The organism is Cohnella silvisoli (genome assembly GCF_021190915.1).
In the GTDB taxonomy this organism is placed as follows: domain Bacteria; phylum Bacillota; class Bacilli; order Paenibacillales; family Paenibacillaceae; genus Cohnella; species Cohnella silvisoli.
Map to the genome: position 1 here is coordinate 128,263 of NZ_JAIOAP010000016.1, position 24,887 is coordinate 153,149.

16 protein-coding genes and 1 other RNA gene are annotated in these 24,887 nt (G+C 51.6%); 3 read left to right on the forward strand and 14 right to left on the reverse strand.

Features of this window, described 5'->3' with window-relative positions; all coding sequences use genetic code 11:
* Positions 1-32: 32 nt before the first annotated feature.
* Both aceA and K7P76_RS25490 read right to left on the reverse strand, forming a co-directional pair.
* Positions 33-1,364, reverse strand: a complete 1,332-nt coding sequence (gene aceA / locus K7P76_RS25485; protein ID WP_232188718.1) for an isocitrate lyase — start codon at positions 1,362-1,364, stop codon at positions 33-35.
* A 660-nt stretch (positions 1,365-2,024) separates the two neighbouring features.
* Positions 2,025-4,799, reverse strand: a complete 2,775-nt coding sequence (locus tag K7P76_RS25490; protein WP_232188720.1) for a hypothetical protein — start codon at positions 4,797-4,799, stop codon at positions 2,025-2,027.
* 220 nt (positions 4,800-5,019) lie between these two features.
* Between K7P76_RS25490 and K7P76_RS25495 the strand changes: the two genes are divergently transcribed.
* A complete protein-coding gene (locus K7P76_RS25495; protein WP_232188722.1) occupies positions 5,020-5,904 on the forward strand; it encodes an AraC family transcriptional regulator in 885 nt (294 codons plus the stop codon).
* Positions 5,905-6,346: 442 nt separating this feature from the next.
* Here the strand turns inward: K7P76_RS25495 and K7P76_RS25500 are convergent, their stop codons facing one another.
* Together K7P76_RS25500 and K7P76_RS25505 are read right to left on the reverse strand one after the other, a co-directional pair.
* Positions 6,347-6,556, reverse strand: a complete 210-nt coding sequence (locus K7P76_RS25500) for a hypothetical protein (protein WP_232188732.1) — start codon at positions 6,554-6,556, stop codon at positions 6,347-6,349.
* A gap of 702 nt (positions 6,557-7,258) precedes the next feature.
* Complete coding sequence (locus K7P76_RS25505) at positions 7,259-7,435, reverse strand: hypothetical protein (RefSeq protein WP_232188734.1); 177 nt, start codon at positions 7,433-7,435, stop codon at positions 7,259-7,261.
* A gap of 426 nt (positions 7,436-7,861) precedes the next feature.
* Between K7P76_RS25505 and K7P76_RS25510 the strand changes: the two genes are divergently transcribed.
* Both K7P76_RS25510 and K7P76_RS25515 read left to right on the forward strand, forming a co-directional pair.
* Entirely contained in the window at positions 7,862-8,122 is a 261-nt protein-coding gene (locus tag K7P76_RS25510; protein ID WP_232188742.1) for a hypothetical protein, read from the forward strand.
* Positions 8,119-8,382, forward strand: a complete 264-nt coding sequence (locus K7P76_RS25515) for a retropepsin-like aspartic protease (RefSeq protein WP_232188744.1) — start codon at positions 8,119-8,121, stop codon at positions 8,380-8,382. The genes K7P76_RS25510 and K7P76_RS25515 overlap by 4 nt, the downstream gene beginning before the upstream one ends.
* Before the next feature lie 463 nt (positions 8,383-8,845).
* On the opposite strand, the gene ssrA is transcribed toward K7P76_RS25515, so the two are convergent.
* The 10 genes from ssrA to K7P76_RS25565 form a co-directional block, all read right to left on the reverse strand.
* Positions 8,846-9,207, reverse strand: a transfer-messenger RNA (tmRNA) gene (gene ssrA, locus K7P76_RS25520).
* A 175-nt stretch (positions 9,208-9,382) separates the two neighbouring features.
* Positions 9,383-9,871 carry an SsrA-binding protein SmpB gene (gene smpB / locus K7P76_RS25525; RefSeq protein WP_232188746.1) on the reverse strand — a complete coding sequence of 163 codons (489 nt, stop codon included), beginning with the start codon at positions 9,869-9,871 and terminating at the stop codon, positions 9,383-9,385.
* Between the two features lie 117 nt (positions 9,872-9,988).
* Complete coding sequence (pyrB, locus tag K7P76_RS25530; RefSeq protein WP_232188748.1) at positions 9,989-10,924, reverse strand: aspartate carbamoyltransferase; 936 nt, start codon at positions 10,922-10,924, stop codon at positions 9,989-9,991.
* 154 nt (positions 10,925-11,078) lie between these two features.
* Positions 11,079-13,925: a ribonuclease R gene (gene rnr, locus K7P76_RS25535; protein WP_232188913.1), complete on the reverse strand. Its 2,847-nt coding sequence runs from the start codon at positions 13,923-13,925 to the stop codon at positions 11,079-11,081.
* A 138-nt stretch (positions 13,926-14,063) separates the two neighbouring features.
* Entirely contained in the window at positions 14,064-14,303 is a 240-nt protein-coding gene (secG, locus tag K7P76_RS25540; protein ID WP_232188751.1) for a preprotein translocase subunit SecG, read from the reverse strand.
* A gap of 119 nt (positions 14,304-14,422) precedes the next feature.
* Complete coding sequence (locus tag K7P76_RS25545; RefSeq protein WP_232188753.1) at positions 14,423-15,604, reverse strand: GNAT family N-acetyltransferase; 1,182 nt, start codon at positions 15,602-15,604, stop codon at positions 14,423-14,425.
* 161 nt (positions 15,605-15,765) lie between these two features.
* Complete coding sequence (locus tag K7P76_RS25550; RefSeq protein WP_232188754.1) at positions 15,766-16,530, reverse strand: sugar phosphate isomerase/epimerase family protein; 765 nt, start codon at positions 16,528-16,530, stop codon at positions 15,766-15,768.
* Positions 16,531-16,739: 209 nt separating this feature from the next.
* Entirely contained in the window at positions 16,740-20,327 is a 3,588-nt protein-coding gene (locus K7P76_RS25555; RefSeq protein WP_232188756.1) for an S-layer homology domain-containing protein, read from the reverse strand.
* A 168-nt stretch (positions 20,328-20,495) separates the two neighbouring features.
* Positions 20,496-21,614 (reverse strand): response regulator, encoded by a 1,119-nt coding sequence (locus K7P76_RS25560; RefSeq protein ID WP_232188774.1) that lies wholly within the window; start codon positions 21,612-21,614, stop codon positions 20,496-20,498.
* A 35-nt stretch (positions 21,615-21,649) separates the two neighbouring features.
* Positions 21,650-24,808, reverse strand: a complete 3,159-nt coding sequence (locus K7P76_RS25565) for a hybrid sensor histidine kinase/response regulator (protein WP_232188782.1) — start codon at positions 24,806-24,808, stop codon at positions 21,650-21,652.
* Positions 24,809-24,887: the final 79 nt, after the last annotated feature.

A 24,887-nucleotide genomic window follows, 5' to 3' on the forward strand; every position in this document is an offset into this window, starting at 1 on the left:
TATGTTGTCCGTGAAATTCGATCCCGTTTCCGTCAAGGCGTGAACTGATCCCGCTCGGTCGAGCCCGCCAGCGCCGTCGTCGAGGAGGCTCCGCCTGCAATCACTTGCGCCACTTCGTCGAAGTAGCCCGTGCCGACCTCCCGTTGGTGACGAACCGCCTCGTAGCCGCTCCCTTCGATCGCGAACTCTGCTTGCTGCAGCTCGGAATACGCCGCCATTCCCCGGGATTTGTAGCCTTTGGCAAGGGTAAACATGCTGTAATTGAGCGCATGGAACCCGGCGAGCGTCACGAATTGGAACTTGTAGCCCAGTTCGCCCAGCTTGGTCTGGAAAGCGGCGATTTCCTGTTCGCTCAGCTTCTTCTTCCAATTGAAGGACGGAGAACAGTTGTACGCCAGCAGCTTGCCGGGATACCGGGCATGAATGGCTTCGGCAAATGCCGCCGCTTCCGGGATATTCGGCTCGGATGTTTCGCACCAGATCATGTCGGCGTAAGGAGCGTATGCGAGTCCCCGGGAAATGGCCTGGTCCAACCCTTCCTTCACATAATAAAATCCTTCGGGTGACCGTTCTCCAGTCAAGAAAGGGTGGTCATTCGCGTCGACGTCGCTCGTCAGCAGCCTGGCCGCATGGGCGTCCGTTCGGGCGATGAGGATCGCATCCACACCCATCACGTCTGCCGCTAGTCTGGCCGCAATCAGATGGCGAATCGCCTGCGCCGTCGGCAGGAGCACTTTCCCGCCCAAATGGCCGCACTTTTTCTCGGAGGAGAGCTGGTCTTCCAGGTGAACGGCGGCGGCCCCCGCTTCGATCAGCGATTTCATCAGCTCGAATACGTTCAGGGGGCCGCCGAAGCCGGCCTCCGCGTCCGCCACGATCGGAGCGAAGAAATCGATATCGCCTCTCCGTTCGGAATGCTGAATCTGGTCCGCGCGCTGCAGCGCCTGATTGATTCTTTTCACGACTTGGGGGACGCTGTTGGCCGGGTACAGACTCTGATCGGGGTACATTTGACCAGCCAGGTTGGCGTCGGCGGCCACCTGCCACCCGCTTAAGTAAATGGCTTGCAAACCCGCTTTCACTTGCTGCACGGCTTGGTTGCCGGTCAAGGCGCCCAAGGCGCTGATGTAGTTCTCGGTCTGAAGCAGGCTCCACATTTTGGCCGCTCCCCTGGCCGCGAGCGTATGTTCTACCCGCACAGAACCTCTCAGCTTCAAAACATCCTCCGGCCGATACGGCCGTTTTACACCGCGGTATCTGTCGCTTCCCCAGCTCGTTGTCAGCTCCTCCCACTGCTTGTTCCACGTTGTGTTCGTTGTGTTCGTTGTGTTCGTTGTGTTCGTTGTGTTCGATGCGTTCGCCATGTCCCTATCCCCTCATTTTTTCGTAATGTACAAGATCAGTCGTTGTTCTCAAGCCATCTGTTCCAAATAGCCGCTCCCGCCGCAACAGCTGCAGGGGAGGCAGCCCGTTCCCCGGCACTCGTCGCATTCGCCATGATCGCCCTTCTGATCCCCCCGGCATTCGCCGCATGCGAGTTCGCCATTTCCGTGGCATGTGGGGCAGTCCATGATGTTCACCTCACCATTTGTTATATAACAGTTATAGTTTTGTGTGATTATTGTACAACAAGTTAACGAACTGTTCAATACTGTTTTGTTAAAATTATTTTGTTGTATAACAGTTTTGCGAACAGGACAACCCGATCCGAGACCGGCGATGTGAGAGCGACGTGTTGAGAAACGGCAATCGGCACGCAAAAACGAAAGCGGAACTCCGTCCGGTGAGTTCCGCTTTCTTTATGGTTTATCGTCTGATTTCACACGCAGCTTGCCTCAAAAGTTGGCGCGAGCCCGGGATTTCGCTTCAATTTCCGCGATGATTTCGTCCGTGCCCGAAACTTGGCCGAACTCGCAAGCGACGACGAGCAGTTCGACATTCTGCTCGCGGTTGTGGATGTGCCGCAAAAAAAGGACCGGGGGGAGTCCCCGGACCTGTCGGATCTGCGAGCGTGAACACTCGTCTCATTGAAACAGAGCTTGAACATTATTGAATACCCTTACGCCTCGCTTCGGCCCGCCATAACCCGTCGCCACATTCTGATCGGTGAAGGAAGAAGTCCAACCTGTCGTATCCTCGAAACTCAGATTTTGCATCGTCATTCCCGTAACCGCAAGATTATCGATGCGGATAATCTCGGCCAAACCGCTGACAGCTTGCGTAAAATACATGCGGAACTGGACCTCTACCGAGCTCTTCCCCGCCGTATAGGGGGAAGTATCCACCTTGTACCTTTTCCATGGACTTGCGCTCAGTCTGGAGGCATCCTGACTCCAAACCAATTTCCCGTCGATGAGCATCTGCAGCAGAACCATGCCCGGGCCTTGCGTAACGATTTCCGTCGTATAGGGTCCCAGGTAAGCCGCATTGTTGTCGGCATAGATCCATCCGCCGGTCGATTGGAAGGTCGGATTGTTCAAGGTGAATCCGTTAGCCACGATATTGGTGTAGTCTACCTTCACCGGAAACCAGGTTACGCCCGCTTTGTCGTATACCCTGAACATGATATTGGCTGTAAGCTTGCCGGCTAATACGCTGGTCAAATCCAGATTAACCGACTGCCATGCCGTAGTGCCGCCGGCCACATCCCTTTCCCAGACGACAACGCCGTCTACGACAACCTGTGCGAAGTGATAGCCCGGATAAGTAGGGGAGGTATAATCGTCTCTTACCTGGAAGTCAAGCGTTTTGCTGCCCAGGCCCGGCGTGATGGCCACGCCCATATTAACGCCGCCCTGGCTGCCGCTTGAGCTCGCCACGCCTGATGGGTAGGAGATGGAAAGTGTAGGGTCTTTCGAATACACCCATATGTCCGATGTGCTCAGAAGGCTGGTAAAGCTCCCTTCATCCAACGTAAAGCCTGTCGTCGAAGTGATGGCCCACTCCGTGTTCACCCCAAAATTGCTGACGCCTGCCTTGTCATAGACGCGGAATGTAAAGACGGCCGTCGATTTGCCGGTCAGCCGGCTGGTCAAGTCCAGACTTACGTTCTGCCAATCCGCGCTGCCTCCCGAAACATCGCGTTCCCATACCACGACGCCATCGACCAATAGCTGCATAAAGTGATATCCGGGAACCGAAAATACATAATCGTCTCTGACTTTCATATTCAGTTGGTATGAACCGGCAGGCGAGATTGTCGCGGTCTTGACCTTGGAGCCGGCAGTCCCGGCATAGGAAGCTTTCCCCCAGGGCCAGTTGATGCTGAATGTATTTGCGGTTGCGGTCGTCGACTGCGACTTCGTCCAGCCTGTATCGCCGTCGAAATAAGGATTGACGACTTTAAAACCTGTGGCAACGATATCGTCCCACGAGGACACGAGATTAAAATACGTAACTGCATTGACATTTTTCAGGCGCAGTTGAATTTTAGCCGTCGATTTGCCCGTCATATAGGGGCTCAAATTCAAGGTGACGGTTTCCCAATTTCCGTTCTGGCCCGCAACGTCCTCCTGCCAGACAACCACGTCGTCCACGAGGAACTGCTTGAAGATGTATCCCGATGTGCCCCCGGTATAATCATCCTTGACCTTGAACGTGACGGACGAGTTCGCTCCGTCTGTGACCACAACTGTTTGCGACAGCTCGCCCCATATACCTGCTGCGCCGGGCGTATTCGCGGGATAGGAGATGCGGGCAATATTCCCGTCGCTGCCGAACGCGTATCCATTCGGAGCATACGAATAGGCATCGAACTCGATGCTGGAATCTGCAGGCGCAGTTACGGTTGCCGTCTGCTTCACGGTGGAATTGGCGCCTTTCGCCGTGTTGTGCGTTGCCCATGGAATGGTTAGCTCATCATTCGCGAATTCGTAATACCAATCCCCATTCGTGGCATAAGGATGCGGATCATTGGGATTCAACCAAAGCTCATCCGTTGTTTCCAAAGGTGTGGCGTATACATAAATGCCTTGCAGCTTGCCCGCAGCTTGTTTGGCGAATGCCTTCTGCATCTCGGTCTGTATCGTCTCCGCCGATTTCATCGTCGTATAATTGGCAAACGTGCCATAATGAATAGAATAGATGGGTATATTATAAGGATGGAAACGGCTGTACAAAGTGTCTACATAAGCATCAAAATTAAGCGCTGTTCTCTCGGCATGCGGATAAATAATGCCGTCAATGCAATTCTTATAATCATTGGCAAAAGTACTCGTTGCCGCTTCGTAATACGCAATAACGAAAAAAGCCAGCTTCGGGTTGATTGTGTGCGCATAATTCATCAGGGCGGTTGTATCTGTGGGATTAAACACTCCAAGATTTGCCGTAAAATCATCCATTACCCATGCCTCAAGGTTAGGATAGGTATTGGCCAGCGTGGCAATTTGTCTAACCCATTCCGTGTAATTTCCGCCGAATGGCTGAGGCACTCCTTCCGATGGAGGCGTTAGATACGCCCACACCTTAATGCCCGCCGCCTGCGCGGCCGGCATGAACTCCAGACGAAGATCGTCCCAGTAATGCCCCTTGGTCCATAACTGATACGAATACGTCGTGATGTTTAATTGCTGCAGCCTGGCGATCGTTGCCGGTGTATTAATGTGAATCTTCCCATCGGCGCGTGGAGCGCTTTCAAGGATACCGACATTATAACTGCCCTTTACATTCGTAATCGAAGGCACGGACGGTCCGGATGCAGCCGACGCAGAGCGCGAATCGAGCCAGCATACGACAACAAGCAAAGAGAACAGGAAAACAATGAAAGCGGTCAGGCGAACTTGCCGTAAAGATAACATCATCCATCTCTCCTCTATTCAGAATTTATGCATTTGTCGCACGATTTCATTGTACTTATTGCGCGGAATATTTTTCGGTCATTTTTTTTCAAAACACGCCAAAAAAGACGCTTGTGGAAAAATAAATTGCGCGTTTCGAGGGTTATAAGGTAAACTCACCTCAAACGCGGGTCCATGATTATAACTTAGGGTTCACGAGTTTTAATGTGGGGGGGGAAAACCGATGACCGCATATCTCGAATATACGGATTCCGTAAACTATCCGAATCTCAAAAAGGGACAACTTCCTTTCTACTGCTTGACCAATCTGCTCAAGGACGACATCCCGCTTCATCATCACGACTTTCTTGAATTGTCTTTCGTTATGAACGGCTACGGAACAGAAACGCTTAACGGAATTACCCACGAATTGAAGCCCGGATCGATCAGCTTCCTGCTGCCCCACCATATCCATGAAATCCATACCAATCCGCAGGCTCCGCTCCAGCTTTTTTGCTGTATGTTTGATATCAGCCTTATCTTCGAATCCACGACTGATGCCGATCTCGGCCGAATTTTACTTCAAGCCGGTAATCAATTGCCTTCCTATAACGATTTGAACGAGAATGAAGCCCGGGAGATGAATCTTCTTTGCAGCGCGATAGCTAACGAGTATCATAGCTCAAAAATAGGCAAATACAGCGTGATTCGCTCCAAAGTGATCGAAGCCCTGGTTCTCTATACGCGCTCCTATTCTACCGCGATTCTGAACCAATCCAACAACCAAAGCGCGAATATGAAAAAGTTGGATTGGGAAATCATTCAATTTGTCCACACGAATTATTTGAATGAACTCACGCAAGACGGATTATGCAAGAAGTTCAATGTCAGTCCCGCCTATATCAGCCGCTTGTTTCAGAAGGTACTGAATATACACTTTCTGGATTATCTTCATTTACTGAGAGTGCGGCGCGCAACATCGCTATTACTGACTACGGAGATGTCCGTCCTGGACATCTCCGTAGACTCGGGATTCGATTCTTTCCGCACTTTTTCCCGAGTATTCAAGGAACATACGGGGATGTCCCCGAGGGTATTCAGGAAAACGTCAAGCGAGTCAGTCTCGTAACAAATAACCCGCCCAGGCCGCCTGCGGGTTATTTGTTGGCTATTTCGCGACACAGCTGGAGTTATTGGAATATCCGGGGGTGTGGGAATTACTGCGCTGTTGGAAACATTCTGCTTGCAGCGCACTTGGTCCTTCAAGAGGCAGCCCTCCGCGCGATCGAACCCCAATGTCCTCCTTCGGACCGGGGCGACTCCCCTTCAGACCTTCTACAAGTTTCACTATATTCTTTATGTCCTTATTCCGTCCTTATTCATCGATCCAATACGCATCTTGCACCCATGCCGTGACCGACTACTCTAATGCCATCCGCAGAGAGGTCCCTGACTACTCGCTGAACTTGTTAGTCAATCGCGTTGTTACGGATAACCGCATTTCAATTGAAGGGTGCATTCTTTACAAAACAAAAAAGAACCTTCCTCCTGTTATTTGAAGGAAAAGGTTCTTAGTGCGGCACGCTGTACTCATCCAGAATTTCTTTGGCCCAAAAGTCAGCTGATCTATGGCCAACGAAAATCGGATCTTCCTGAAGCGTTTGATAAAAGACTGAGTTCTGTAACATCCGTTTAGCCTCGGCTGGCTTCAAGCCATGCTTCTTAGTTAATACAAGTTCTACGGCTAAACAAGTGCGCTCAGCAGTATCCATCTTCAACATAATCTCACCCCAGTTCCCGTGAGGCAGTTCACTGCCTCTTTTGTATGCAGAGAGATCTGTTCGCCAATCGAAACCACTTCGGCTAAGAAGTCCTCCACACTCATCATTCTCTCTCTTACCAAGAGTAAATCAGCCATGTTACCATCAGCTAGCGGCCCCGATACATAATGATACTTTGGAGGTACCTGCTGATTAGATCCAGCTTCACACCTCAAATGCTTGGAATGGTCTATACGATTATTATAAACAAATTTACGCCTTGTCATCGGCATCACAAAATGTGTATCCCGGCAGTCTCTGCAATCGACCCATATCCAATGAATAAGAGAACACCACTCCACGTACCATATTAGCTTTGTATGCAGCATCCCGTTGCTGCTTCCTACGTTCTTTATCATTATGCAACTTGCTCATAATCTGTATACTTATCACTCTTCGTTAAATCAATACCTTGGTATAATGAAGTTGTATGCCTGCTAGTTGTTCCATGAAATACATTTATTAGAGATGCCATTTATAATCTCCATTAGCTCAAGAATTTATTCATATCACTGTATTCCACTATACATCAATTATCGGCAATATTGAATCCATGGTACAAAGAACCAGAGCTTTCCAATCCCCTCAACACTTAGAATAACGCCTTTATTTCTCCCCAAACGAAACCCGACTATTTCGTGTCGGTTTCTTGTGTCGCGATTCTTATGGCGGCGGCTTAAGGGGAGTATCCAATTCCTGATTAAAGTTGCTGACGAAGACGATCTTAGCGGTGGAATTGAATTGCGTGTTCAGACTGCTCCGCAGTCTGAGCGCGATCGAACCCCAATGTCCTGCTTCGGAATCAGGGCAATCGCCGCCCCTCGCACGATAGCTCCCCATACAAAACCGACTACTTCGTGTCGGTTTCTTGTGTCGCGATTTTATATGAGGCTCAGGGGTATCCCATTCTTCATTGAAGTTGCTGACGATGCTGACTCGCGGAAGACGTTCTTAGCGGTAGAATGAGATGCCGTGCTCGTCCGCTGCGCTCCCTGCGCGCGGAACGAACCCACTCTGTCCTCCTTCGGACTGGGGAGACTCCCCCTATTAAAATCGCCTCCACCAACACAAAAAAGCCAGCCTCTTGCGGCTGGCTTTCGTGATGGTGGAGCCGAGGGGAGTCGAACCCCTGTCCGAAGACAACGCCACATGTGCTTCTACGGGTGTAGTGACGTTTTGATGTCACCCTAGAGACTCCCTGTCACGATTGAAGGTAATGCTGCGCTGGTATATACTAAATTTAAAAGCAATGAACGGAGGCTTTTCATGAAGTGGAGCGAGGTGCAAAATCTATACCCTAACGAATGGGTCGTCATTGAAGCAATTCAAGCCCACTCTGAAGAAGGGCTGCGTTTTGTAGATGATATGGCAATTGTACAACAGTTCGATGACTCCTTTGAGGCCATGAAACAATGTAATGAATTACAAAGAAGTCGCCCTTCTAACGAATTTTACTTTTTCCATACTTCTAGACCGCGGGTCGAAATTCGTGAACGTAGATGGCTTGGAATCAGAGGTAGAGGATGAACATTGAACTCACTGATGGCCTGCCCTTCATTTCTGTTACGGTTTCATTCCGAGATCAAGAAATTACTCTCAATAATGTCCTCGTAGATACAGGGTCTGCTGGCACAATATTTAAAGCTGAATTGTTGCGCAATATTGGAATTTATCCTGAATCAAATGATTATACCTGTGCAATTAGAGGTATTGGCGGTTCAGAAGTCGTCTTTTTCAAAACTGTTAACTCCATTAAGATCGAAGATATTCGACTCGACCATTTTTAGATTGAGGTTGGAGAAATGAACTATGGATTTCCGATTGATGGAATCCTAGGTTTTGATTTTATGCAGCTTGCAGGCATCATAATTGATACTAGAAAACTAGAAATTCATCATAGTTAATAGTTGCATATACAAAGCAAAACTCCGACTTCTTACAGTCGGAGATTTTTATGTTTAAAGCCAAGCCATGGAGGCATTCTTTTTTGCTCCCCATACAAAACCGACTACTTCGTGTCGGTTTCTTGTGTCGCAATTCTATATTCGGCTCAGGGGTATCCCATTCTTCATTGAAGTTTCTGACGAGGTTGATTCGCGGATGACGTTCTTAGAGGTAGAATGAGATGCCGTGCTCGGTCTGCCTTGCAGACCTGCGCGCGGAACGAACCCACTCTGTCCTCCTTCGGACTGTGACGACTCCCATTCTGCTCCACAAAAAAACACTGACCTCTTGCGGTCAGTGTTTTTATGGTGGAGGCGAGGGGAGTCGAACCCCTGTCCGAAGACAACGCCACATGTGCTTCTACGGGTGTAGTGACAGATTTGATGTCACCCTAGAGACTCCCTGTCACCGGATTCCCTTCGGGTCAGCCTGATTGTCTTCTTCCGCTAGCCCCAGGCGGAGACTAGACAGCGTATCCCACTAGAGTTGGCCCCTATCCCGCCACATGGGCGATGGAGAGTAGAAGCTTAACAGTCAGTTTCTTAGGCTGCTGCTAAAGTTGGTTGTTGTTTGCCGTTTAATAGGCTTTCCGCGTTAGTGAAGCAGACGCAGCCCTACTACCCGCTACCCACGCTCGTTCTATCCCCGTCGAATCCATAAACGCCCCCGAATAGCTGGTCGCCACCGCATCTGCGGTTGGACTTCCCAGGCGCCCTCCCTTAAGGAAGGCGAAGATCAAGCATCCTTACAACATCTATTATAACACGTGCGGCTTACATTATCCTAAGTTGTTGCTGGCAATACTGGCACTTCATTCCCGCGACAGCGATGACCACTATTTAATCAATTATAACTGCTGACCTTCTGCTTCTCGCGAAGAATCCGCTGAATGTCCCGCTGGGAATCCCGCTTAGCGTCAGATTCACGCTTATCATACTGCTTCTTCCCTTTGCCGACCCCGATCAGGCACTTAGCGTAGCCGTTCTTGATGTAGACGCGAAGAGGAACGAGAGTATATCCATCCCGCTTAACTAGTCCGAGCATCTTATGAATCTGCACCTTATGCAGCAGAAGCTTGCGGGCTCGGGTGGGATCAACGGGATTGTGACGGTTTCCTTGCTCAAACGGGCTGATATGCATGTTATGCAAAAACATCTCGCCGTTACGAATTGTCGCGAAAGCGTCGCCTAATGTCGCGCGGCCAGTCCGCAGAGATTTGATCTCCGTGCCGGTCAGCACCATTCCGGCTTCGTAGGTGTCCTCGATGAAGTAATCATGGGACGCCTTCTTATTTTGCGCTAATGGCTTGTCGTACTGGTCTTTTTTGCCCATTTTCCTTCACCTTCCTTACCTGTCCATCCGTTAATGGCATGGGTTTAACGCCCGCCGGACATTCATTATAGCACGCGCCGACCCGCGCCATCAACAGAGGCGGACTCCAACTTTATTCTATTTGCCTTGAGACTCCGTTATGCACTTATCGATCAGCGCCATCCGGATATATAAGCCGTTCACGGCTTGGCGGAAGTAGGCGGCGCGAGGATCGGAATCGACCTCTTCCGTGATCTCTCCGGCACGCGGCAGAGGGTGAAGCACGATCGCGTCTTTGCGCATCCGATCCATCAGCTCGGCGTCGACGATATATTGGCCGGAAGCCTTCTCGTACTCCTCGACCGAGGGGAAACGCTCCTTCTGAATCCGCGTCTGGTACAGCACGTCGATCGTGCCGACAACCGAATCCAGATCATTGGTCTCCTGATATCGAATACCCTTCTCGTCCATGTACTTCTTCACGTTATCCGGTATCCGCACGTTGTCGGGGGAAATGTAGTAAACCATGACGTCCTGATAATTGGCCAAAATATAACTCAATGAGTGCACCGTTCGCCCATACGCCAAATCCCCAACCATTGCGATTTTCAAACCGTCGATCTTGCCGAACTCCTTGCGGATCGTGTAAGCATCCAGAAGCGCCTGAGTCGGATGCTCGCCTGCTCCGTCGCCCGCGTTGATAACCGGAATGTCCGACACTTTCGCCGCCCGTTTAGCCGCGCCGATGTCCGTATGCCGCATCACGATGATATCACTGTAGCCGCTGATGATTCGGATGGTGTCCTCCAGCGTCTCTCCCTTGATCGCGGAAGAGAACTGCGCCGCATTCTCCGTTCCGATAACGCCGCCGCCGATCCGGTGCATCGCCGATTCGAAAGACAACCGCGTCCGCGTGCTTGCCTCGAAGAACAGCGAAGTCATGATCCGACCCTCGTGCCTTCTATCCCCGCCGCGCGCGACGACTTTTTCCATTGCCCGCGCAGCATCGAACAATTGCTCCAACTCTTCCTTCTCGAATTGCTTTGCCCCTAGCACATGATATAACTGTTTCAACTCTGCCAGCCTCCCCGACATCTCCGTTCACACTAAGTACTATCCTATAAGATACGGCGAAGTTTGTAAATTGGTATCCGCATTGTCGAAAAGCATTCCGAAGCTGAAAAGAAAGAACCTCCCGGCCCTATCGCCGGAAGGTTCCCTTATCGTTTTATTCTTTCGGTTTTCTTTGTCTTCTCGGCTTGTCACTGCTTGGTTTCGGAACCGAGGCTTCCGCTTTGGTGAAAGGCTTCGGCGCACGATTAATCCGACTGCCGCCGTTGCCGCCGCCTTTGCGTGAGCCTAACGGCTTAGTGCCATCCGTGCCGTCGTCGGCATTTTTAGGATAATTGCCGGAGCGCGGAAGTCCCCACATGTCGAGCTTGCCGCGTCTCGCCGGAGCAGCGTTGTCTGTCGCACCGCCCGATTCGCTTAATCTCGCACCATTGGATGCCGAGCCTTTCGTTCCTACGCTATTCGAACCCGCAGCTACGACAGTATCCGCACCATCGCCCTTGCGTTTCGAACGTGCACGCGGGCTGCCGGACGCAATAGGCGGTGCTTGAATTCCTATCGGTTCGACTACATTGGACTGAGCTTCCAATACGCCTTTATTCGCCGCCGATTTCTTCTTGCGTCTGCCGCCTTGACCGCCATCGTTCTGCACGGCGGCATTCACGCTCCCGTCGCCCGCTTTCGCGACTCGGCTATCCCCGCGACCGCCGCGCTCGCCTTGGCCGCCACGGCCGCCCCGTTCACCGCGTCCCGCCGCCTGCCTGCCGCCGGCTCCAGCGAAACCTCCGCCGCGCTTATTCTTGCGCTTGCGGTCGAAGCCGCCCGAGCCCCGCACATCAACCAAGTTGACGCGGTTTCCGCTGCGCGGCTTCATGTCCACCATCTCGAAATCGATCGTGTGATCGCTCATGTTAACCCGGGCTACGCGAATTTTAACCTCATCGCCGATCCGGTAAATCTTCGACGTACGCTCGCCAATCAACGCCATATGCAATTCATGGAAGTGATAATAATCGTCCGTCAGATCGCTAAGACGAATGAGTCCTTCCACTGTATTTTCCAATTCGATGAACATCCCGAAGCTCGTCACGCCGCTAATAATTCCGGTGAACTCTTCACCGATCTTATCGAGCATATACTCGGCTTTCTTCAGCTTTTCGGTATCTCGCTCCGCATCGACCGCCACTCGCTCGCGCTCCGACGATTGCGACGCAATATCCGGCATGCGGGCGTTAAGCGAATCGTAACGATTATCCGGCAACGCGCCCCCGTTCTCCAGCACCTCGCGCATGACGCGATGAATCGCAAGATCGGGATAACGACGGATCGGCGATGTGAAATGCGAGTAGTATTCCGCAGCAAGACCAAAATGGCCTAAGCTTTCCGAATCGTACTTCGCCTGCTTCATCGACCGCAGCATCATCGTGCTGAGGACGGTTTCTTCCTTCGTCCCTTGAATCTCTTCCAATAATGTCTGAAGAGCGCGAGGGTGTACCGTGTTCCCTTTGCCCCGCACCGCATATCCGAAGTTGCCCGCGAATTGCATGAAAGTCATCAGCTTCTCGGCGGACGGCTCTTCGTGAATCCGATAGATGAACGGCACCTTCAGCCAATGGAAATGCTCAGCCACCGTCTCGTTCGCCACCAACATAAACTCTTCAATAATCTGCTCGGCGATCGAACGTTCCCTTTTTACAATATCAACAGGCTTACCCTGCTCGTCCACGATGACCTTCGATTCCTGGAATTCGAAATCGATCGCGCCGCGGCGCATCCGCATCCCGCGAAGACCCATCGCCAGCTCGCGCATGAGCTTGAAGGTATCCACCAATCCCGAGTAACGCTCCGTCACTTCCGGATCTTCATCGTTTAATATTTTACGGACGTTCGTGTACGTCATTCTTTCCGTCGTCCGGATCACGCTCGTAAAAATATCATGGCGCACTTGCTTCATCGTACCCGGCTCGAACTCCATCTCGCAAGACATCGTAAGCCGATCCACTTGCGGATTCAGAGAACAAATCCCGTTGGATAGCCGGTGCGGAAGCATCGGAATGACCCGATCGACCAAGTATACGCTGCAGCCCCGATTATAGGCTTCCTCATCCAGCTTGGACTTCTCTCGCACATAGTAACTGACATCGGCGATATGAACGCCAAGCACGAAGTTGCCATTCGGCAGCCTCTCCACATTAACCGCATCGTCCAGATCTTTGGCGTCTTCGCCGTCGATCGTCACGATGACCTTGTCCCGCAAGTCGCGGCGCCCTTGCTGCACGATTTCTTCTTCTGTAATTGTGTCAGGAGCCGAATCGGCTTCCGCCAGCACATCTCCCGGAAAGCTCTCCGGCAATCCATGCTTGCGAATGATGCTCAGAATGTCTACTCCGGGATCATCCTTGTGTCCCAGAATCTCGACGATCTCGCCTTCCGCGGCAGAACGTCCTTCGGGATACGTAATGATGTTAACGACAACCTTCTGACCGGTCACCGCACCCTTGAAGCCTTCGCCCCGGATGAAAATATCTTTGTTGATCCGCTTGTCATCCGGCACCACAAAGCCGTAGCTCTCATGGTTGTGGAACAAGCCGACGACTTGCGTCACCGCACGTTTGACGATGCGTACGATCTCGCCTTCCAGCTTGCCGTTCTCGTTCTTCGCGGATACTCGCGCCAGCACGATATCGCCGTTCATCGTTCCCTTCATGTCATTCGCGTGAATGTACAGGTCGGGATGCTCCTTATCGTCCGGGATCAGAAAGGCAAAGCCTTTCGGATGGGACTGGATACGACCGCGCAGCAAATTCATCCGTTCCGGAACGCCATAGCGATCCGTACGGGTTAATAAGATCTTGCCGTCTTGCTCCATTTCGGTCAACATTCTCAGGAAAGCCTTGAACTCGGCCGCATCCTCTATGCCAAAATGTTTCTCTAATTCCTTGTAAGTCATCGGTTTATAAGCGGTTTCCCGCATGAAGTCGAGCAGCTCCTGCTCCGTGCACATCGGCATCCGTATCACCTCGTCCTAATTATAGTATGTACATTTTGCGTCCTCGGCAATCGGATCAAACAACCAATCTCATGCGCATTTGCACAAAAAAGGCAGGAAGCTATCGCTTCCTGCCTGATCTCTGTTTGTTCATTAAGCCGCTTTAACGAAATATGCGACCACCAAAGAAAGGATGAAGAAACCAACCGCTAATCCGACAGTCAGACGCTGCAAGAACAAGTCAATGCCGCGGGCCTTCTGCTTACCGAACAAGTGCTCAGCTCCACCGGAGATCGCGCCTGACAAGCCTGCGCTCTTACCTTTTTGAAGAAGAACAACTGCAATTAGTCCCAGCGAGAAAATAACCAAGATTATTTTAAGTACGACGTCCATCGCTTACACCTCCCTGATACCGAAACGAAAACAGTATTTTTATTTTATCACAACGCCCTGCAGGTTGACAACCATGTAAGTTTTAGAGGAAAGGAATGCCGTTTCCGTAGACACCCGACTCAGAAAAAATCCATCAAGTACGCCGTCCGTTCCGGAATCCGCCGCTCCAATAACGCTATATTTTCCTCAGATCCGCTAATCCACCCTACCTCGTGCAGCAAAGAAGGCTTCCGATTTCCCGTCAACATGGCCGCCAACGCTTGAATATCGCAGGAAATCCCCTCGCTCTCAGACGCAGCCGCCCCTTCTAACCGCTCAATCCGCGCCAGTCCCTCTTTGCTCCAATTCAGCCGATAAACGCCGTTGTTCCAAGAAGCATGTGAGTCAGTCAGGGAGATTATAACCGCTTCCTCCCGCTCCCCCGGCGCCCAAGGGTACAACCTGACAAATGCCTCCGCATCCACGATCCTAGTCATGAAGTACGGAATAACCTCTTGCTTGATCCTCGGGTCGGGCAACAAGAACGGCACAGGATCATCGGCGGACGCGGTAATCGTCATCTGGTCGAACATCGAATCGTGATTGCCGATGAAAGTCCATAACGCCTTGCGGGAAGTTTCGTTCGTGCTCACCCAATCGTGAACCGTTAACGTCCTGTCCTTAATGTGATAAAAAACATAACCCTCTGGCACATTTCCTTCATTATAGTAAACGGCTACGGTGCCGGTTTGGGTCAGAATTCTGTTCTCCCACCACTCTTGCGTCCGAACCAAAGTGCCGTTATATCGCGACGCGTAACTCGAATAAATGTCGTCAAGCTCCGCGAAATCAGGCTTAGTCATCCGCTTAACTTGACCCGGAGTTTCAACCCGAGGCGGCAGTTGGCGCGTTTCGATCGTATACTTCTTGCGTTCTATCGTCATTTCCCAACCGTATTTGCGGTAAAAAGAAAAAGCGAAAGGGTGCAGCATACTAATCGTTTGGCCGTTATTTTTCATCGTCTCCAAGGAGTGGACGAGCAGCTTACTCACGCAACCTTGCCTCCGCGCCTCGGGCCAGGTGGCCACGCCCGCGATCCCGCCCATCTTCAGATTCTTGCCTTGGACCCAGCTTTCCAGAGGGATGATAATCAGAGCGGATAACAGCGCTCCTTGTTCATCGAAAGCGCCCCAATCGTTCTCCGCTTGGTAGGTGCTCCTTCGAGATTCTATTTGCTCAGCAGTCATTTGATATTGAAATGCGAATTGCGATAACGCCATTCTTTCCTCGAACTCATCCGCCCGCATCTGTCTTATTTCCATAATCCACGTTGCCTCCGTTCCTTCTGTACATCACACCACTATACTAACAAATTAACTTCATCCGAGTAAAATCGCGACCAGCACACGACACGTACGGGTAATAGTTCACATGCAAAAAACCCGGCATCCGCCGGGTTTAACATTTCGTATTCTCTAGTTACTTACAGCCAACCGCGATTCTTGAACCAAACGTAGTTGAGCTTCGCACTCTCTAGCGAGGACACGTCATACTGCTCTTGCTCAATAATGACATATTCTACGCCTGAAGATTCGCATGCTGCCAACGCGGAATCCCAATCGACCGTACCTTTTCCGATTTCGGTATCTTTGCCGTCCGCTTTGAAATCCTTCGCATGAACGACCGGAAGCCGTCCCGCGTACTTCTTCACGTACTCTGCTGGATCTTGGCCCGCTACCTTCACCCAACCGAGATCGAATTCCGCGAACAGCAGGTCCGGGGAAACTCTCTCGAACACGTGATCGATAATGAGCTTGCCTTCCACAGGCATAAACTCGAACGCATGGTTATGATAACCGAACGAAAGGCCGGATTCCTTCACGATCTTCGCGGCTTGCTCAAGCGTATCCGCCATTTTGTACACGTCATCCAGCGATGGATTGTCGCCGAGTGGATACCACGGAACGATAAAACGCTTCAAACCAAGCTCCAAGCCGTACTCGACTTGTTGCTTCAGATTATCCCAAATCGCAGTGTCGCCAACGGACAGCCCTACGTGTGCGGAAGGAGCATTTAATCCTGCATCGGACAACGCTTGACGAACTTCTTTAGCCGAATGGCCGTAGTAACCGGCAAGCTCCACGTTGCGGTAACCGATTTCCCCGATTTCCTTGATCGTTCCCAAGAAGTCCTTCTCGCTGCGATCGCGTACGGAATATAACTGAATGCCAACCTGCGGTTTACTCATTTCATTCCCACCATCCCTATGATTTGAATCGTATCGCCCAGCAGTCCGGGCGTCCTTATATTCGTCTTCTCCAATCTATTATAGACCTAAGTATGCGTTCTCACGATAAGGGTTTTTGTCCTCTTTATATGGCATTTTGGAAAATGGTGCATCTAGCAGCGCAAAACCCCCATGTCTTCCGACATAGGGGAGTAATCTGAGGTTTGTGGTTATGGCTGATAAGGGTTTGCTGCGGCTTGAATGTCGCCGTAAGCCCAATGCGTGGCAGGTACGTCCTTGTATCTTGGTTCTTCGGATGGATCCGGTTTGCGGCCGATAAGCCTGTTGATGAGCACGACGGCTTCGGCACGGCTGAGCGCCTTGCCAGGACGGAACGTTCCGTCCTTGAAGCCGGTCAAGATGCCTGCCGTGCTCACTGTGCGGATTTCCGCTTCCGCCCAGTGGCCGGCCACGTCCTTGAAGCTTGCTTCTCTGCCGCTCGCTCCGTTTCGGACAATCGCCGCCGCAATGACCGCCATCTCCGCCCGCGTAATCGGCTTGTCCGGTATGAAGCTGCCGTCTGGAGAGCCTTTCATCAGGCCTAGCTTCACGACTTTGTCGATCGCTTCCTTTGCCCAAAGGATGTCAGGGACATCTTTGAATGTTATCGGGGATTTCGTCGCTTCACCTTTAATAACTTTGGCTAAGATTGCCGCCAGCTCTCCCCGCGTAATGCCGACCTCCGGCTTGAACAAACCTCCTGCGTAGCCTGAAATATAAGGCAGCTTGTTTTCTCCAGCCTGAGAATTTCGGAACTCCTGCCATCTTTCCACATGAACGATGGCAAACGTACTGAACTTGTCTACGTCGAATCCCAATCCGTTATTGGTTTTGCGCGGCACAATCAATTCTTGAGTTCCGTCGCTATGCTCAACGTAAATTCCACTATTCCGAAGCTGCTCCTCGCTAAGCGCCGGGCTGCCCGTTGGGAGGATCAGCGTCACCTTGCGATTTTGCAAATTCGTCTCGATCGATACCGGAAGGCCGATCTGCTTCAGCGCGCCCTTGCCGACTATGCTTCTGACCTGCGCATTCCCGTCCGCACGCCGTTCGAGCTCATCCTGCTTCTCTTTCGCCGCGACCGGAGTTATCTTCAGCTTGATCGCTTCCTTAATGTCCTTCAAGGAGCTCGCGGGTATAGTAATCTCCACACCGTTCATCATGAGGTTGAAAGCAAGATTACGTTCTGCCAGAAGCAGTACAGCCTCTGCCGGAATCGTGACGTTGTATTCGTCCACGATATTGTTGTCGTCCGGAATCGTTAGGCTCAGCTTGCCAGCAGCATTCAACCGGTCCGCCCATTCGGATATTTGTTCCTTCTTAAGATCCAGTTGATCCTTGGCGCGCCCGTTAGCGTCTATTGTTCGGGTAAGTGGAAGCTTGCCGAGAACGACTCCGCCGCTTTCTACCGTTAATTGGACGCTCCTTGGTTGCTGAGTTGACGGGCCGCTATCCACGCCACCTCCACTGCTCGGCAAGATTACGATCTTCTTCGCTTCGAATGCCGCTGCAGTAGCGTTCAGCGCCGCCACCGCTGCGTCTACTTGCGCTTGCGTTGCCGAGACATTGCTTGCTATCGTCGTCGCTACCGTTATCGCGGTCTGCAAGATGGCTTTGGATCCTGTTGGATACTGGCCGTTCGCCGAGCCTTCCGTAGCTGCGTCGTGTTTGGCTTGAGCAGCGACAATTGCGGCTTGTAACGCCGTTTTAGTGACCCTTACGACTTTGGATTCAAAAACTGCAACTGCCGTATTCAATACGGAAACCGCTGTATCCACTTGCACTTGCGTTGCCGAATTGTCATCCCTTACAATAATCGCTGCATCAATAGCAGCTGCAAAAATATCCTTCGATCCAATTGCAAAATTCCCGTCCGCTCCCCCTTCGATTGCCCCACCCATTTTCGCGATAGCAGCGACTATCGAACTGCTTAGCACGGAGCGATCGATAACGATTTTTTTCGAATTAAAGAGCGATTCCGCCGCATTGAGCGCTGCGACTGCCGTGTCTACTTGAGCCTGGCTTGCGATCAAACTATTTCTCACACCTACAGCCGCATCGATCGCAGTTTGAAACGCAGCTTTCGAGCCCGCCGCATATTGACCGTCCCTTTCTCCTTCGACAGCAGTGTCATGGTTGGATTGAGCGACAATGATCGTGACCGACAGAGCGCCTTTTTGCACAGGCGCCGGTAAAACATACGCTACGCGACTGCTCTCCAAATTACCGGCGGCCACATCCGTAACCGTAACATATAGGGTTGGGACGACACTACCTCCAACAATATTGATCGTGACCTTTCCCGACACGACTCCTTGCGCGAACCTTCCGATTTCATTGCCTCCCGACGGCGCGTCGTATACCTTCACGATCCCGCCGGCCATCACATTATCTACCGTAAGGACATCCGTTCCAAAATCATTGTTCACGATGTGAATGTCCGATGACTGAGGGGCTTGCGTAACTTCGGAAGCCTGTAAATTCATATTTTGGTAACGGTGTTCATTTATCGCCGTGATTGATGTACCGGGACCGGCGGGATTGAACAAACCGACATAAACAGTGGCCGATGTCGTGGCGCTCATTGGAAAGGTAATCTCGTCGCCGCTTGCCGTTGCGGACATCGCGAGCGTATAGGATTTGTCTTTTTGAAAACCTGACGAAAACACGAGATCCACATCTCTCTCATTTATTATCATAGAGATAGGAATCATATTCACGGAATCCGTATTATTGCGAATAATAAAATCCGTATTTGCCAAGTTCGGCGCGTTCTTGAGAACGGATTTGTTCAATCCGTCGTTCGGAAACTCGAATCGCAGCACGTAGGCCGAATCTTCGGAAGGGATGAAAGTGGCGATCGCATCATTGGCCTTAAGCTGATAACCCGTTTTCAAAGGCAAATGGATAACGGGATCGGATTGAAACGCGCGCGGAGGCTGAACAGGCTGAACCGTTCGATTTTCGAGCGTGAATACATCCGTGCTCAGCACGTTGCCCGCTAAGTCGGTTATAGCATTCGAGCCTGCGGCAAAATGAATCTTCACTAAATCGTTATAAGCTACCGGACTCTTCGTAAGCGCCAGAAAAGAATTGGAATTATCTATAGGGCTAATAAAGTCAAACTCAACCGGAACGCCACTCGCTTCCATGACGAAATCCGTCGGTAAAACATTCAAATTATCTTTAACAATCGCTTCATTAATATCGAAAATCAGCGTGTTTCCATCAATGTAGCCTCCGTTAATTTCTGGCGGCGTTCTATCAATAGTAAATGGGACAGTAAGATACCTGGTACCGGTCGACGTTCCATCGTTATCATAAATCTCATAAAGGATTTCGTAATCGTCATCTTTATAAAGAGCCTTTTGTATGCCTGCATCCGTATATATAAAATAGCTACCGCTGCTGCCGCCATCTATATTCATTACAAGGCCTCCCGGCTTGACCGAAGTCCAAGACCGCTCGGGGTCGGGATCTGAATCCTTAAGCAGAAATTTGCCATCGCTGATTCTCCGAATGACTAAAGTCGGCTGTAGAAGGGTATGTCCCTCCGGATCGGACAATTTCAGACTCATGTAATCCAACATTTTCATCACACTTCCGTTTGTTGGAGACACGCTTTGAACAATCACGTCCCCAACCGCCGCTTCAGCCTTGTTGCCGATAGGTGCAATAAGACCGACCACCATTGCCGCTACGATAATGAAAGCTAAGAACCTATTGCCTGTAGCCTTAGATGCTATTTTTACTGCCATCTTTCTACCTCTTCCCACAACGAATTTGATTATTCGCCTCGTTATGGCAAATCTAGCAAACGATTCTCCCAAAATTCTCACAAGATCGACGGATACGCGAAAACCCCACGCCAATTGACGCAGGGGTCGGAAACAAAAGCAACGATCGAACCGGCCCCCGCTCCACGCCTACAGTATGCGCTCCGACAGCATCCGAAGCTCCGCCGACGGGGCGATTCCGAGTTCCTCGTCCAGCAGCCTCGTATAATGCGCATAATGTCTGCGGAACGATTCCTCCTCCTCGTTCTCCGCATACAGTCGAAGCAGCCGGGCGTTCATGTCTTCGTCGAGGGGTTCGTAGGATAAGTACATGCGCATCGTTTCCTTCATCGCCGCACGATTTCCCGTCTCGCGATAATGCGACGCCAGCATCCGGGCCAACGAGCCGTACTGTTCACTCAGCTCCGTAGCCAATCCCGTGCTCCAGACGTAATCTTTGCCTCCGAACAGCGTCCCCAGATACAACCGGAAATGTCTTTCCGCCTCGTCCGCGTTCCACTGATCGACTGCCGCAGTACGCCCCATGAATTCCCGGAAAATGCCCAGATCCGACAAGGACGCGGGCAACTGAACATGATACCCGTCGTTCGCGTTCGTGACCTCTACCGCGATGCCCGCTTCCTTGAACGCTTTTTTCAAGCGATAGACGGTGTTGTGGACGTTATGGATAGCCCGTTCTTCCTCCAGATCCGGCCAGAGAAGGTCAGCCAGCTGCCATTTGCCCATGATCCGGTTCGGATATGCGAGCAAGTGAGCAAACAGCTCCTCCGTCTTCCGGGTCGGCCAGCCCATAAGTGCTCCGCTTGCTCCTCTTGTCTCGAACGTGCCCAAGCAACGAACGGGCGGCTCTTCCGCGGCAGCGGCATCCGACTTAGCGGATCGAAGCGCATGATTCTTGCTCAAGCGCGCAGCGACTCTCTCGATCGCGTCGGGCGTCACCGGCTTCAGCAAATAATCTACCGCGCTAACCCGGAAAGCATCTACCGCATACTGGGGATACGCCGTCGTAAACACGATCTGAAGCTCCTCGTCGATCGCCTTCAGCTTTTCCGCGAGCTCGATGCCCCCCATCCTCGGCATTTCCACGTCGAGAAACGCCGCGTCCGGCCTTAGCTCTCCAAACCGCGTCAAGGCTTCGGCCGCGCTCGTAAAGGTTCCAACCGCTTCAAGCATCGGATGCTGCCCGACCAGCCTTTCCATTAAGTCCAATATCGGCTTCTCGTCTTCCACGATGATTACGCGAAGCATGCCTTATCCTCCTCGTCATTCAGGCGTCGCAGTCATTAGCCCGCGGCGGAATCCGCCGCCGTTTCCTCATCCTTCGGCAGAAAGACGGTCACCTTCGTTCCCTGCTCCAGAGCGGAATCGACGGTTATACTCGCGCCGGGAATCGCCATCAGGCGTCTGCGCACGTTCGTCATTCCGATGCCCGCGCCGCCTGGCCGCTCTCCCGCGCTTAGCCGATACAGCACGTCATCCGCCATCCCGACTCCGTCATCCACGATATCGAAACGAATGTAGCCGTCCCCGTCCGTGATCGACAGCGTCACCGTACCGGGCCCTTCCTTCTCGAACAAGCCATGCCGGATCGCATTTTCGACATACGGCTGAATGCATAGGGATGGAATCCTCACATCGTCCAGCCCAGGGTCTTCGTACAGCCTAAATTCCAACCGTTCTCCGAATCTGGCTTTCTCGATTTCCACGTATGCCTGCACCAACTCAAGCTCCACTCTAAGCGGTACGTACATGGACTTTTGATCCCTCTCGAACACGAAGCGTAAATATCGGCTCAGCATGGACAGCAGGTAAGCCGCTTTCGCCCCGTCAGTATAGCAGAAGGAGATAATGCTGCTAATGGCGTTATAGAGAAAATGCGGCTTGATCTGCGCTTGCAGAAAAGCCAACTCGTTCTTGAGCGCTTGGTCCATCGACGTCTTCATAGACAGGAGGGTGCGGACCCGGGCGGCCAACGTTTTCTGATCGAATGGCTTCGCGATGAAATCGTTCCCTCCCGCCCGGAAGCAAAGCTCGATATCGTGAAGGGAATCCTTCACCGTAGCGAATAGTATGGGCAGCTCTATTATTGAGCGGGTTTCCCGAATGGTGCGGCATAGATCGATCCCGGACATCTCCGGCATCATAACGTCCAGAATCATCAGATCGATATTCGGATGATCCTCCAGCCTGCGAAGCGCCTCCCTGGCCGAGAACGCCGTAAGCACGTTGTAGTCGTCGCCCAGCAAATTCAGCAAGATGCGAATATTGGACGCCTCATCATCGACGATGAGCACGGTATGCTCGTATCGCTCGTCCATGATGTCCAGACTCTCACGCGTAACGGCAACTTCTTTTTGTCCCCCAGTGAACAACCCTTCTTCATCCGCGGATCTTCCTTCAGCCTTAACGGCCGGAAGCGTGAACACCATCCTCGTGCCTTTGCCCGGCTCCGACCGCTCTACGGCGATAGACCCGCCCATTCTCTCTACGAGCTGGCGGCTAATGTAGAGGCCAAGCCCCATACCCGTATATCCGTCCTGCGGTAACGACCGTTCCGCTTGCTCGAAATATCCGAAGATCGCCTCATGGCTTTCCTTCGGAATACCGATCCCGGTATCTTCTACGGACACGGCGAGCAGGTCCCCCGCCGATTGCGCCGAGATCTCGATCCAGCCGCTCTTCGTATGCTTAATGGCATTATGGATTAGGTTGTAAAGCACCTGCCGAACTCTGTTCTCATCGGCTTTCACCAAAGTATGCGGCGGGATCCGGTTGCTCCAGCGCACATCTTTGCCTGTAAGCTCGAATTCAAGCACTTGAAATACGGTTTGGGCGACGACATGCACGTCCAGAACCGTTTCTTGCAGTCGCAAATCCCCGTGCTTCATCTGAACGACATCCACTAAATCGTTAACGAGCGCCGACATTTTCGTGGAAGTATCCTGAATGAGCGTAAGCTCGCTTCGCTGCTTGTCCGTTAGCTGCCCCGCCTTCTCTTCAAGAAGATAGGAAGCGATATTCTGAATGCCATGAAGCGGCGTCTTAAGCTCATGGGACGTATTCGCCAGAAACTCATCCTTCAACTGATCCCTAAGAATCAACTGGTCCGTAAGTTTCTCCGTCTGTTCCGTGGCATGGGTAAGGCGAAGCGCCAACAAGGTGTTCATAAAGGCAATGATGGCGATCATCGCGATTTTGCGTCCAACTTCCGTCTCCACCCAACCTAACGAGTAGAATAACCCGACGACCAAGATCATGGCGATAGACAGTATCATTCCGGTCAGCAGCGCGATCTCTTTGCGATTCAACAACTCTCCATCCTGCTTGATATACAGGCGAACAATCCGATAGAAATAAAATGAAACGACAAATAACGCATATTCCCAGGGCAAATTTCCCATGGATTGATATAAGGAATAGGGTAACACGATGATAGCAATTAAATAGGCAACGATTGGAGTTACTAAATAGAGGAGGTGCTTTTTCGTCAGCAGCTTCCGGTCCAGATGATGCAGAAATAAACCGAGAATGGCGATATTCGAGAAACCCCCGATATCATACATCTTATAAGCCACGTCGATAGGAACCCCAGGCCATAGCTGGAGAAGCAGCTTATTCCCGTTCATGCTAAGCAGCACCAACATCGATAAAAAGTATAAACCGCTGTACAGGTAGGCCTTATCCTTCCTGCGCATCATGTAGATGCTAATATGATACCCGCCGAACAAGAGCAGAATGAATATGCCCGATAATTCGGTTCCAAAAGTGACTTGGCCCGATCGAAGCATATCTTCCTGTAAGCCGAACTGAATATAGTCAACCCCGCCGCCAGCCGAGTAGGTATGGTCGGCAACCTGGATGACGATATCCATCTCGCCTCCGTCAGCTTGCACGAATGTTGTGTAGGGGGCATCCCCCGGCACATAACCTTCGACGCTCGTAGTTGGATTTCCACCCCTTCCTCTCAGATCGCCGTTCACGAATAGCTTGTGCGACATCTGAATGTTCGTTATTTTTATCCCATAACTGTCGTTATTGTCTCTAAGCTTCACTTTAAGTCGATACGTCGCGTATTCCGCTTTACTTCCTTCGTTAGAAGGCTCGCCCCCGTACCACGAATCCGGAACATCCATATAGATGAATTGATCTGCGGCCCCCTCGCGGAACTGTTCGGGAGATATCAACCGATCCCGGTAAAACTCCCATTCCCCGTCGAGATTAACGATCCCCTTCTCATGGAAATCCCACCCGCTCAGGTCAAGTACCCCGTGACTCGCCGGCGGCGCGCTCTTATTCGACTCCGTGTAAGTATAGATCCCGAGCAATACGGCAATCGCCACGATCGGAATGATCGTTATCCCCGCTATGCGATTGAAATACCGAAATCCGCTACTCAAGCTTTCCACCGTCGTTCCCCCGTCTGCCCGATTCCTTATTACCATACAGCCCGGCGCTCCCAAGAAACTCCCAAGCGCCGTCAAGCGTCATCTTTTTACATTAACATAGACTTTCCTCGGATGA

Excerpts from the sequence above, each read along its gene's own strand:
- K7P76_RS25545 (WP_232188753.1), bottom strand. The coding sequence starts at position 15,604 with ATGGAAATAAGACAGATGCGGGCGGATGAGTTCGAGGAAAGAATGGCG.
- K7P76_RS25555 (WP_232188756.1), bottom strand. The coding sequence starts at position 20,327 with ATGGCAGTAAAAATAGCATCTAAGGCTACAGGCAATAGGTTCTTAGCT.
- K7P76_RS25505 (WP_232188734.1), bottom strand. The coding sequence starts at position 7,435 with ATGGGGAGCTATCGTGCGAGGGGCGGCGATTGCCCTGATTCCGAAGCA.
- K7P76_RS25500 (WP_232188732.1), bottom strand. The coding sequence starts at position 6,556 with ATGTTGAAGATGGATACTGCTGAGCGCACTTGTTTAGCCGTAGAACTT.
- aceA (WP_232188718.1), bottom strand. The coding sequence starts at position 1,364 with ATGGCGAACGCATCGAACACAACGAACACAACGAACACAACGAACACA.
- secG (WP_232188751.1), bottom strand. The coding sequence starts at position 14,303 with ATGGACGTCGTACTTAAAATAATCTTGGTTATTTTCTCGCTGGGACTA.
- K7P76_RS25495 (WP_232188722.1), top strand. The coding sequence starts at position 5,020 with ATGACCGCATATCTCGAATATACGGATTCCGTAAACTATCCGAATCTC.
- K7P76_RS25510 (WP_232188742.1), top strand. The coding sequence starts at position 7,862 with ATGAAGTGGAGCGAGGTGCAAAATCTATACCCTAACGAATGGGTCGTC.
- K7P76_RS25560 (WP_232188774.1), bottom strand. The coding sequence starts at position 21,614 with ATGCTTCGCGTAATCATCGTGGAAGACGAGAAGCCGATATTGGACTTA.
- K7P76_RS25515 (WP_232188744.1), top strand. The coding sequence starts at position 8,119 with ATGAACATTGAACTCACTGATGGCCTGCCCTTCATTTCTGTTACGGTT.
- K7P76_RS25490 (WP_232188720.1), bottom strand. The coding sequence starts at position 4,799 with ATGATGTTATCTTTACGGCAAGTTCGCCTGACCGCTTTCATTGTTTTC.
- K7P76_RS25550 (WP_232188754.1), bottom strand. The coding sequence starts at position 16,530 with ATGAGTAAACCGCAGGTTGGCATTCAGTTATATTCCGTACGCGATCGC.
- smpB (WP_232188746.1), bottom strand. The coding sequence starts at position 9,871 with ATGGGCAAAAAAGACCAGTACGACAAGCCATTAGCGCAAAATAAGAAG.
- rnr (WP_232188913.1), bottom strand. The coding sequence starts at position 13,925 with ATGTGCACGGAGCAGGAGCTGCTCGACTTCATGCGGGAAACCGCTTAT.
- K7P76_RS25565 (WP_232188782.1), bottom strand. The coding sequence starts at position 24,808 with ATGGTAATAAGGAATCGGGCAGACGGGGGAACGACGGTGGAAAGCTTG.